Below are 10713 nucleotides of genomic sequence, written 5' to 3' on the forward strand. Positions count from 1 at the left end.
TGCGCTCCAGGAGGAAGCGGCGATGCCCACGGTCGTGTTCGAGGCCAGCGCGCTCGGCCCCGCCGTCACCGCGGAGGCCGGGGCTGGCAGGCTCATCGATATCTGCGACGACGCACGCGCGCCGGTCGCGTTCTCGTGCCGCGACGCGCGCTGCGCCACCTGCCGCGTCGAGGTCGTCGAGGGCGAACAGCTCCTCGATCCGCCCGCGCGCGGCGAGCGCGATCTGCTCGATCGCCTCGGCGCCCCGCCGCGGCTCCGCCTCGCGTGCAAGGCCGTGCTCCGCGCCGGCCCCGGGCTGATCCGGCTGCGCAGCGTCATTGGCGGAACTGGAGAACGGTGTTAAGGCTCGCCACGCCCTGAGGCCCGGCTCTTCGATCGATGTACACCGGCGGCGTCGACGACGAGGTCGCGCCGCTCGAGCGCGTCGAGGACGTCGCGGTCGTGCGCGCTTCCACGAGGCCGAGTCGCTCCGCAGCGCGACGTTCACCGACGTGCTCCAGGAGCTCATCGATCGCGGCGCGGACGTGCAGGCGATCGACGTCTACAAGCGGTGGCTCGTGATCGACACGTTCGAGGACTACCGTCGCGCCTGGGCGCTGATCAAGGAGTGAGCCGATGTCCCACGGTTCAGGCAAATCGTACGCGCCCGAGTTCGGGGGCTCGGCCTGTCGATCGGCCTCGGCCTCGCGCTCGCGCAGCCGCGCAAGCGGGTCTTCGTGCTCGACGGCGACGGCAACGTCCTCATGGGCATGAACGCCCTCGCCAGCGTCGGGAGCGAGCGGCCGGTGAACCTCGTGCACGTCGTCCTCGACGACCGGTCCCACGCCTCGACGGGCGGGCAGCGGACGATCTCGGGCGACGTGAAGCTCGAGTCGGTGGCGAGCGCGGTCGGCTACCGCGCCACGCACCGGGCCGACTCCGTCGACTCGTTCGACGCGTCGCTGCGCGCCGCGCTCGTGCAGCCCGGCCCGGTCATGGTCCTCGCCCTGGTCGACGGCGGCGCCGTGAAGGGCATCGGCCGCGTCGCCGAGACCCCGCCGGAGCTCGCCGCCCGCTTCGCGGCGGAGGCGCGCCGATGAGGGCGATCCTGCTCGCCGCGGGCCGCGCCGGCGCTCCACGGGCCCCCGGCGGCGGGTGAAGGGGAAAGTGCCAGAAGATGCCCGCGCAAAGGAAGGTCACACCGAGCCAGTCCGCCAGGGCGTCAATGGCGTGCCCGGCCGGGCTCACCATGCTCTTCGCCCGCGCCAGCGCGCCGTCCACGCAGTCCAGGATGGAGCGGAGCTCGAACGCGAGCGCGCCGGCGACGAGGGCGCGCGGATCATCGAACATCACCAGGTATCCGGCGAGCGCCGCGAAGAGCGGTTGGACCAGCGTCACCTGGTCGGGGGTGACCGGCGTCCTCATCAGCGCCCGCACGATCCAGCGCGCGATCGTGTACCGGTAATAGCGATTGAGCGGATCCTCCATGCGCATCTTCCGGCCTCCGGGCACGCCGCCGGACTGAGCGGCAGGCGTCGAGCTCTCGGTGGCAGCGCACGGCGCAGACATCGGCGGTTCCGGCCCGGAATCCAGAGCAGCCTCCCCCGGAGCCCGACTGGATCGTGAGCGCGCGGGCGGCCTCCCGAGGCGCGCCGTCGTCTTGCACGCTCGAGCCCCCGGGCGCAGCGCCGTGCGGGGCGCAGACGTCCGCTGCGGGCCGTCGAAGAACCGCGTGGTCGCATGCGCTCCGGAGGCCACGCCGAGAAGGACGCTTCGCGCCCTGTCAGGCGCCCGGGGCGCTATGGTGTCGCCGTGGCAAGCACGTCCTGGAGCGCGGCGCTCCTGCTCATCGCCGCCGGTTGCAGCGCGAGCGTGGGCTCCATCGGGGCCGTCCTGGGGAGAGACAACGAGTCGGAGGCGCTCTACGTGCGCGACGTGCCGCCGGGCCTCGCCGCCGAGCGCGCCGGGCTGATCCCCGGCGACGAGGTCCTCATGATCGATGGCGTCTATGTCCGGGATCTCTCCTCGGCCGAGGTGCGCGATCGGCTCCGCGGCGACGTCGGCAGCGCCGTCGAGCTCACGGTCGTCCGCGGGCGCGACGTGCGGCGCGTCCGGGTCGTGCGCGGCGCGCTGAAGGCGCTGGAAGGGATCAAGCCGAGAGAAGAGCGGATCCTGCCGTGATGGCCGGTCGTGAGGCGGGCCTCACGGCGCCGCGAGCTCCTGCAGCTCGGCATAATGCTTGTTCGCATAGAACGAGAGCACGTCGACGGCGTCGCGCACCTCGCTGGGGTCGAGGTCCTCAAGGCGGTACTCGACACTCAGGATCACGTCGCCCTCCTCGTCGGCCGAGAGCTTGGCCATGTTGATCTCGCGGTTCAGCCGGAGGAGGCGCCGCACGATCGCCTCGCCCTCCTCGGGTTCCATCGGGAGCCGCACGAACGGGATCACCGCGAACACGACGAAGGGGGGCGAGAGCCGCACGAACAGGGGGAAGAGGCGCTCGGCTCCCTGAAAGTCGCTGCGCATCGTGTCGCTGGACACGACCTCCACAGCCCAGCCCTCGCGCTCGAGGCAGGTCCTGATCTCGTCGAACGTCATGGCGCGGCATCATAGCCGCTGAAGACGCGCCTCCGGGAGTGCGCCCGATCGGAACCTCGCGCCGCGCTCGTCCGGTCTGGGGGGCGGCCCTCGACGAGGAGCGAAGGCCGCGCGGGAACGCGCGCGAAGGTCGCGCGCGGGCGCGGGACGCCGCGCGGGGCGGGAGCCCGCGGGCGCGGGAAGGAAGGCGCGCGGGGCGGCGCGGGAAGGAAGGCCGACCACGCGCCGAAGGGAGACACACGCGGAGGAACCCGACCTGACAGCAGCTCGTCCGGCCGGCGCTTTTGTCCGCGCGAGGCCGCGGCTCGCGTTGACGGTGCCTCGCGCTCGAACTATGCGTACGGGTCCGTATTTCGAGTCCGCCGAAGGAGCGATTCATGCGCCGTTATCAGTTCACATCCGAGTCCGTCACCGAAGGACACCCCGACAAGGTGTGCGACCAGATCTCCGACGCCATCCTCGATGGGATCATCGAGAAGGACCCGACGGCCCGCGTCGCCTGCGAGACCCTGGTGAAGACGGGCATGGCCGTCGTGGCCGGCGAGATCACGACCTCGGCGTGGGTGGACATGCCGGTCGTGGTGCGCAACACGATCAAGGACATCGGCTACACCGACGCCTCGATGGGCTTCGATTACGAGACGTGCGCGGTGCTCACGGCGATCGAGAAGCAGTCGCCCGATATCTCCCGCGGCGTCACCGAGGGCGAGGGCCTCTTCAAGGAGCAGGGCGCCGGCGATCAGGGGCTCATGTTCGGCTTCGCGACGGACGAGACGCCCGAGCTGATGCCCGCCCCGATCAGCTTCGCCCACCGCCTCGCGCGCAAGCTCGCCGATCTCCGCAAGTCGAAGAAGCTCGATTGGCTGCGCCCCGACGGCAAGACCCAGGTCACGATCGAGTACGAGGAGCACACGCCCGTGCGCGTGAGCGCGGTCGTCGTGTCGACGCAGCACGGCCCCGAGGTCAAGCACAAGACGATCGTCGACGCGGTGCGGAGCATGATCATCGAGAAGTGCGTCCCGGCCAAGCTGATGGACCGGAACACGAAGATCTATGTGAACCCCACCGGCCGCTTCGTCGTCGGCGGCCCCTTCGGCGACGCCGGCCTCACCGGCCGCAAGATCATCGTCGACACCTACGGCGGCATGGGCCGGCACGGCGGCGGCGCCTTCAGCGGCAAGGACCCGACGAAGGTCGATCGCTCCGCCTGCTACTACGCGCGCTACGTCGCGAAGAACGTCGTCGCGTCGAAGCTCGCCGCGCGCTGCGAGGTGCAGATCGCGTACGCCATCGGCGTCGCGCAGCCCGTCGGCGTGCACGTCAACACGTTCGGCACCGGCCGCGTGGGCGACGAGGTGCTCGAGAAGTACATCATGCAGAACTTCGACATGCGGCCGAAGGCGATCATCGAGCAGCTCGATCTGCTCAAGCCGATCTACCGCAAGACGGCCGCGTACGGCCACTTCGGGCGCGACGAGTTCAGCTGGGAGAAGACGAACCGCGCGGCCAAGATGGCCGAGGATCTGCTGCGCCCGACGCTCTCGGCGGTGCCCCAGAAAGTGAACGGCTCCGCCAAGAAGGAGCCGAAGCGCAAGGGCAAGAAGGAAGTGGGCGCCGAGGCCTGATCGTCCAGAACGCCCCGACGCGATCGGGGCGGACCAGGCACCCCCGCGAGGGGTCGAGAGCGCCGGCGCTGTGGAAGCGCCGGCGCTCGGCGTTTTGTCGACGCGGCGCTCCCCGCCTCGAGCGCCGCGGACGCCGGCCCGGACCGGGAAGCCGGTGCACGATGTGGGCCCCGGACTCACAAAAAAGCACCGCCCTTCGCCGGGATGGGCTGACTGTTGCTGCCGCTTCTGCTGATAAAATCATCGACGACTCCCGTATCGCGGATCGATCTGAACCTCCCTCGGTTCCATGCGACCTCGAGGAGCACCGATGAGAGCTTGGTTGAATTTCTTGAGCGTCATGGCAGCGGCCGGGTGTCTGGGCGTGGCCTGCACCGGGAACATCGGGCCGGTGCTCGACCTCGTCGGCGGGGACACCGGGAGCAGCGGCACGGGCGGCGGCTCCGGCGTCGGCAGCGGCGGCGGCGCGCCCACGACGGCCGACGCGGCCATCAGCACGTCCACAGCGACGGGGAGCGTCGGCTGCAGCGGCTTGCCGGACGACGACGCGGACGGCGACGGCTTCTCGGAGCTCCAGGGCGACTGCGACGACTGCAACGCGGCGGTCAACCCGAATGCCATCGACCCCCCGACCGTCAGCGGGGATGGGGGCGCCGCGCCGGAGCCCGTGGATGACGACTGCAGCGGCATGCCCGACGACTACGTGCCCGAGATCTGCGACGACGGGCTCCTGCTCGACGACGACGATCCGTACAAGGCCGCGAAGGCGGTCGAGCTGTGCAAGATGTCGTCCGGGCCCGGCGACTGGGGCGTGGTCTCCGCGAAGTGGGTCATGGTCGACGGCTCGCCGCCCCCGGAAGGCGAGGAGCTGCGCGCCAACTTCCACCGCGGCCACGGCCTCCTGCCCGGGTTCGGGCCCAACGTGACGCCGAGGGGGGGCGCGCGCCTGCTCGCCCTCTCGAGCGGCGCGGCGCGGCAGCAGCAGGACGAGGGGTACGAGAGCCCGCAAGGCTTCGACAAGAAGTACGAGAGCGACTTTCCCGCCGGCTTCCCGAAGCACCCCCGGGAGTGCGGCGATCTCGTGCCCGCGAAGCCGTCCGATCCGACCGCCATCGAGATCACGATCCGGGTCCCGTCGAACGTCCACGGCTTCTCGTTCCACGTCAATTACGCCACGTTCGACTGGCCGTATGCGTGCACCGATTTCAACGATTACTTCATCGCCTTGCTCTCGCCGCGGCCGCCTGATCTCATCGACGGCCACATCCTGTTCGACGCCCAGAACAACGCGATGAGCATCAACAACGCGTTCATCGACGTCTGTACCTGCGAGGGCGAGCGGCCCTGCAACATCGACGGCGTGCAGTACGACTGCGACCGCGGGACGCTGGAGCTGCTCGGGACGGGGTTCGAGAACCGCGCCGGGACGAGCTGGCTCCTCACCTCGGCGCCCGTGGAGCCGAACCAGGAGATCAAGATCCGGTGGGGAGCGTACGACGCCGGAGATCACGAGCTCGACTCGACAGGGCTCGTCGACAACTGGCGGTGGCTCACCGAGGAGGGCGTGCGCGTCGTGACGGTGGCGGACCGGCCCGCGCTCTGACGAGGCGCTGGCGCGCGTCGCGCCGGCAGCGCGCTCGGGGCGGGCGGCGGCGGGCGCGCAGCGGCGTCGCGCGCCGCCGCCGCGCCGAGCGGCTCAGGGGACGATCGGCGCGTCCGAGGTCGCCGCGCCGACGCCGGCGAGCAGCTCCCTGTACCAGGCGGCCGCCTCGGCGGCGCGGCCCGGCAGCGCGCGGCTGCCCCAGAGCACCGAGAGCGTGCGCTTCGTCCCGGCGTGCGTCTTGGTCCGCTGCGAGTCCTTCACGGCGTTCGCGCACGGGCCCTCCGCGTCGAAGACGCAGAGGAGCCCCTCGAGGTCGATCTCCTGCCCCGAGGCGTTGAACACGTAGCGGGCGCCCGCGGGCGCCACGCCGATGCGGAGCGGCGGGATCGCGCGGTCGAGGTCGATGACGCTGATGGGCAGCCCGGAGTGCAGCGACACGGCGTTGCACGCGTCCACGGCCGCGTTGATGGGCCCGAGCGAGCCGTCCGCGGCGGCGCGGATGAGGTACTCGGAGGCCGGCTTGCCCCGGCCTGTCGGCTTGTACCCGCCGTGCCGGAGGAGGTCGCGGACGGCCGCGCGCACGGCGTCGTCCGAGCGGAACGGGGCCGCGGCCTTGTCGGACAGGAGGCCGCGCAGCGCCTCGCTCGCCGGCAGCTCGCCGAGCGGCGCGGGGAAGGTGGTGACGAAGGCGGCGGCGTCGAGCAGAGGATGTGCCGAGATCGTGAGCACGCGGCGCACTCTACACCACCGGCGGGGCCGCGCGACGGCGTCAGTGGACCTCGTAGAACTCGACGCGGCGTAGATCCGCGCACTCCTGGCTGCCGCCTGGGTCTCCCAGGATGTGGATGCGACCCGACCCGGGGACGGAGATGGCGCCCACCGCCGCCGGTGCGTCGACCGAGATCTCCTGCTCCCCATCGAGGGCGACCTGCAGCGACAGCCCGGCGGGCGAGCTCGAGATCTCGACGAGGAGGGCCTGCTCGCGCTCCCACGAGAGGCCCTCTGTGGCCAGGGTCGCGGCGCCGCGGGGGCCCGTCGCGGTCATCACGAGCGCGCCGTCCGAGGCCCGCAGAAACACCCTGTTTCCGGGATCGATGTAGAGGAGGTCGTGATCGGCGAGCTGCTCGCCAGAGGCGTAGCTGGGCGCGAGCTCGATGAGCGCCTTGAACCACCCCTTCCAGATCAGCCATTCGGCGTTGTTCGCGTACAGCACGTCCGCCTCGCGCCGCCGCGCGCTGCCCGTGGTCGGGATGGCCGACGACGGGTATCGCGCCGACTCGAGGTTCAGGAACGCGAAGCTCGCCGCGCTCAACCGCGGCGCCTCGCCCGCCGCGGGATAGAGCCAGATCTGCCCGGCGCGATCGGTCTCGACGCCGGTGAAGTCGATGCGGCGCCACGCGCGCGCCGGCGCGAGCACCTTCGTGCGCGCGTCGGCCTGCGCGGCATCATCGAACGCAAAGGCCCGTATCCACGCGAAATCGCCCTTCTCTCCGTCGATGTCGCCCACCCACCCGGAGAGGGTCGATGTCGATCCGTCGCTGCGGTCGACCGGGACATAAGCCGCCGACGCCTGCTCCGTGTCCTCATCGGAGACACGCCCGGCGGACATCGTTCCATCCGGCCCGCGCGCCGCCGCGAGGCTGGCGTCGTAGATCACGCGCCAGGGCCGCTGTCCCGGCGTCGAGAGCGGAATCCGGTTCTCGCGCGCGCCCTCGAGGCTGAGCCCCCAGGGCCTGTCGTCGCCGGTCCGGCGCGCGCGGGGAACATCCGCCGGTATCCCGCTCACGACGGCGCTCTCGCCGATCTGCACGGTCTTGTCCGGCGTGGGGCTCTCCAGCGTCAGCCAGCGCGGAAGCTCGTAGATCCCCGGCTGCGCCGGGGCGCCCGCGGCCCACCGGGTGAGCATCCCGTTCGGCAGGCCGTCGACGCCCCCTTCGGCGCCGGAACCGCCATCGCCGTCGCCGTCCGACCGAGTCCCGCCCTCGCGGCTCCGCTCGCCCGTTCCCTGCAAATCGAGCGTGCATGTCGACGCCGCGCTCGCCGCGAGGATCACCAACGGAAGGTCCGTTAATGCGAAGCGGCGAGCTGCGGCTTTCATCGCCGGATGTTTGTCCTCCCACACTCCCCCTGTCAACGCCGGGAGTGCGCAGATCGATTCGCTGATGCCCTTAGCTATCCCGTCCCCAGGCGACGAAGATCGACTACCCTGGCTGGCCGTGGAGCGGGACTACACACGCCTGAAGCCGAGGTCGCCGGGGGAGCGCCGTCGCCCGATGGGCGCCGCGGCGCGGAGCCGCCCGGCGCGGGCCGCGCCGCTCGCCGAGCGCGCGATCCCGTGGCTGCTCGCGGCGGCGATCGCCGGGTCCGTGCTCGCGATCGGCGCGGTCCATACGCCCACGCTGGCCCTCGTGTCGTCGATCACGGCGGTCGCCGCCGCGCTCGCTCTCCGCGCGAGCGCGCTCGCGGATCGGGAGTCTCACCTGAGATCGCTCCCGATGCTCACGCTGCTCGGCTTGACGGCGTATACGCTGCTGCAGGCCGCGCCGCTCCCGCTCTCATGGCTCGAGCTCCTCTCGCCGGCGAGCGCCGACGTCTGGTCGCGCGCCCTGATGCCGCTCGGCGAGGCGGCGCCGCGCTACGCCAGCATCTCGCTCGACCCGGGGGCCACGCTGGTCGAGGCCACGAAATGGCTCACGTATGCCGGCGTGTTCGTCACAGCCGCCTTCGTCGGAGCGCGGCGCGGCGCGAGGCTCGTCATCACCCTCGTCTTCAGCAGCGCGTTCCTCGCCGCCCTCACGACGATCACCCACGGGCTGCTCGGCGCGAAGGAGGTCTTCGGCCTGTACCAGCCGCGGTTCTCGGTCGCGCCCTGGCACGTCGGGCCGCTGCTCAACCCGAACAACCTCGCCGGCTACCTGAACCTCGGCGTCCTCTCCGGCGTCGGTCTGCTGCTCACGAGCAGGCCGCTCCTGCCGTCCTGGGTCACCGGCGTCGGGCTCGCCACGATCGTGGGCGTCAGCATCATCTCGTCGTCCCGCGGAGGGCTGCTCGTGCTGCCGCTCGGCCTCGCCCTCTTCGCGCTGCTCTCGCGGTGGCGGCGCGGCAAGCACCGCCCGGGCGGCCGCAGCCAGGGCCCGGCGGCCTGGCTGCTCACGGTCGCGATCGGCGGCGGCGCGCTCCTCGCCGCGCTCGCCGCCACGAACCGCACGCTCACCGAGATCGCGGACGACAACCTCGACAAGCTGTCGCTGTTCCGCTCGACGCTCCCGATGCTCGCGGACCACTGGCTGCTCGGCGTCGGGCGCGGCGCGTTCGAGACGGTGTTCCCTGCCTACCGCCAGTCGCCGGGGAACATCGTGTTCACGCACGCGGAGAACTTCGTGATCCAGTGGGCGGCCGAGTGGGGCATCCCGGCGGCGGCGGCGGCGCTCATCGCGCTCGGCGTCGCGTTCCGGCCCGGCAAGATCGCCCTGAAGGGGAGCACGGCGGCGGTCGGCGCCTGGGTCGGCAGCGTGGTGCTCCTCGCCCAGAACCTGCTCGACCTCGGGCTCGAGGTGCCCGGCGTCGCGATCGCGCTCACGGCGACGCTCGGCGCGCTCTGGGGCGAGGCCTACCACGAGCGGCCGCTGCACGAGGCCCCGGCGGACGGCGCGAGCGCCGAGGGGCGCCGCGCGTGGCGGCTCGCCGCGTACGCCGCGGCGTCCGGGCTCGCGCTGGTCGCCCTGATGCTGCGCTTCGGCTGGCGCGACGTCGATCACGACCGCCGGTCGCTGCGCGCGCTGAGCGAGGCAGGCGCGGCGACGGGCGCCGGCTGGCCGAGCTTCCGCGCAGAGCTCCGCGCGGCGATGCTCCGCCACCCGGGAGAGCCCTATTTCCCGCTGCTCGGCGCGGTCGTGGCGCTGCAAGGCCGGAGCGAGAGCCCGATCCCGTGGCTGCAGCGGACGCTGGAGCGCTCGCGCCGCCACGGCCGCGCCCACCTGCTGCTCGCGGAGGTGCTGGCGTCGCGCGGCGCCAGGGAGCAGGCGTTGCTGAGCCTCCGGCTCGCGGTGGAGGACGACCGCGGCGTGACCGGCGCCGCGGCCCTCCTCGCGCGGCAGTGGACCGACAGCTTCGACGAGATCGCGCGCGCGGTGCCGGACGGCGAGGCCGGCGCCGAGATGCTCGAGCGGATGGCCACCGCGGGCGACCGCCGGGACGCGCTGGAGCTGCGGCTGCGCTGCGCGGAGGAGGCGATCGCGCGCGCCCCCGAGCGCGTCGCCGCCCGCTGGGCCGCGGGCGACGTGCTGCTCACGCTGCTGGAGGATCCGAGCTCACCGCGCTGCGGCGGCCCGGAGGGCGGCGAGGAGAGGCGCGCCGACTGCGAGCGGCAGATCCAGGCGCACGCCGCGGCGATCGAGCAGCAGCAGGAGAGCTCGTTCTTCGCGGTCCAGCTGCGGGCGCGGCTCCTCCTGCTGCACAGGAAGATCGCCGAGGCGGAGCAGCTCCTCGCGGAGCGCTGCGAGCGGCTGGACAACCGGGTGGGCTGCCTCCGCCTGCGGGTCCAGGCCGCGGCGCAGATGGCCTCTCCCGAGCGGTTCGCCCCCGCGGCGCGCGAGCTGCTCTCCGCGTCGTGCAGCTCGCTCGCGGCGTGCGCGTCGGCGGCGACGTGGGCCGGCGACCTGCTCGTGGCGCGGAAGGACTACCCGTCGGCCGTGACCTACTACGCCCGCGCGGCGCAGGACGAGCCCACCGAGGAGCGGCTCCTCAAGCTGGCCGACACCGCGAGCCAGGCGGGCGCGCACGTCGAGGCGTCGAACGCGCTGGAGCGCCTCCTGCAGCGGCGCGGCGGCGACGATCCCGAGCTGCGCAAGCGGGTCGTCGAGGAGAAGGCGAAGGCGCTGGCGTCGCCGCTGGCGCCGTAGGTAGACT

General features: G+C 72.4%; 10 protein-coding genes. 6 read left to right on the forward strand and 4 right to left on the reverse strand.

From position 1 onward, the window contains the following. Positions 1-22 precede the first annotated feature (22 nt). Both WME76_RS34385 and WME76_RS34390 read left to right on the forward strand, forming a co-directional pair. The gene (locus WME76_RS34385) at positions 23-343 is read left to right on the forward strand and encodes a 2Fe-2S iron-sulfur cluster-binding protein (RefSeq protein ID WP_061618582.1); all 321 of its coding nucleotides are present in this window, start codon (positions 23-25) and stop codon (positions 341-343) included. Positions 344-665: 322 nt separating this feature from the next. Beyond that, complete coding sequence (locus WME76_RS34390; RefSeq protein WP_437962187.1) at positions 666-1079, forward strand: thiamine pyrophosphate-dependent enzyme; 414 nt, start codon at positions 666-668, stop codon at positions 1077-1079. Here the strand turns inward: WME76_RS34390 and WME76_RS34395 are convergent. Continuing rightward, positions 973-1548 carry a CDP-alcohol phosphatidyltransferase family protein gene (locus WME76_RS34395; protein ID WP_437956438.1) on the reverse strand — a complete coding sequence of 192 codons (576 nt, stop codon included), beginning with the start codon at positions 1546-1548 and terminating at the stop codon, positions 973-975. The two genes, WME76_RS34390 and WME76_RS34395, sit on opposite strands and share 107 nt — an antisense overlap. 243 nt (positions 1549-1791) lie before the next feature. On the opposite strand from WME76_RS34395, the gene WME76_RS34400 reads away from it, so the two are divergent. After that, positions 1792-2160: a PDZ domain-containing protein gene (locus WME76_RS34400; RefSeq protein ID WP_437956439.1), complete on the forward strand. Its 369-nt coding sequence runs from the start codon at positions 1792-1794 to the stop codon at positions 2158-2160. A 21-nt stretch (positions 2161-2181) separates the two neighbouring features. On the opposite strand, the gene WME76_RS34405 is transcribed toward WME76_RS34400, so the two are convergent. After that, on the reverse strand, positions 2182-2577 hold the full coding sequence (locus tag WME76_RS34405) for a YbjN domain-containing protein (protein ID WP_061618585.1): 396 nt from the start codon (positions 2575-2577) through the stop codon (positions 2182-2184). Between the two features lie 377 nt (positions 2578-2954). Between WME76_RS34405 and metK the strand changes: the two genes are divergently transcribed. Both metK and WME76_RS34415 read left to right on the forward strand, forming a co-directional pair. Then, positions 2955-4202: a methionine adenosyltransferase gene (gene metK / locus WME76_RS34410; RefSeq protein WP_061610635.1), complete on the forward strand. Its 1248-nt coding sequence runs from the start codon at positions 2955-2957 to the stop codon at positions 4200-4202. 322 nt (positions 4203-4524) lie between these two features. After that, a complete protein-coding gene (locus WME76_RS34415; protein ID WP_437956440.1) occupies positions 4525-5805 on the forward strand; it encodes a hypothetical protein in 1281 nt (426 codons plus the stop codon). A 93-nt stretch (positions 5806-5898) separates the two neighbouring features. On the opposite strand, the gene WME76_RS34420 is transcribed toward WME76_RS34415, so the two are convergent. Continuing rightward, positions 5899-6534: a phenylalanine--tRNA ligase beta subunit-related protein gene (locus WME76_RS34420; RefSeq protein ID WP_437956441.1), complete on the reverse strand. Its 636-nt coding sequence runs from the start codon at positions 6532-6534 to the stop codon at positions 5899-5901. Positions 6535-6574: 40 nt separating this feature from the next. Then, the gene (locus WME76_RS34425; RefSeq protein WP_437956442.1) at positions 6575-7903 is read right to left on the reverse strand and encodes a phage head spike fiber domain-containing protein; all 1329 of its coding nucleotides are present in this window, start codon (positions 7901-7903) and stop codon (positions 6575-6577) included. Between the two features lie 64 nt (positions 7904-7967). On the opposite strand from WME76_RS34425, the gene WME76_RS34430 reads away from it, so the two are divergent. Beyond that, on the forward strand, positions 7968-10706 hold the full coding sequence (locus WME76_RS34430) for an O-antigen ligase family protein (RefSeq protein ID WP_437956443.1): 2739 nt from the start codon (positions 7968-7970) through the stop codon (positions 10704-10706). Positions 10707-10713 lie beyond the last annotated feature (7 nt).

Source organism: Sorangium sp. So ce119 (assembly GCF_051524405.1).
GTDB lineage: Bacteria > Myxococcota_A > Polyangia > Polyangiales > Polyangiaceae > Sorangium > Sorangium cellulosum_G.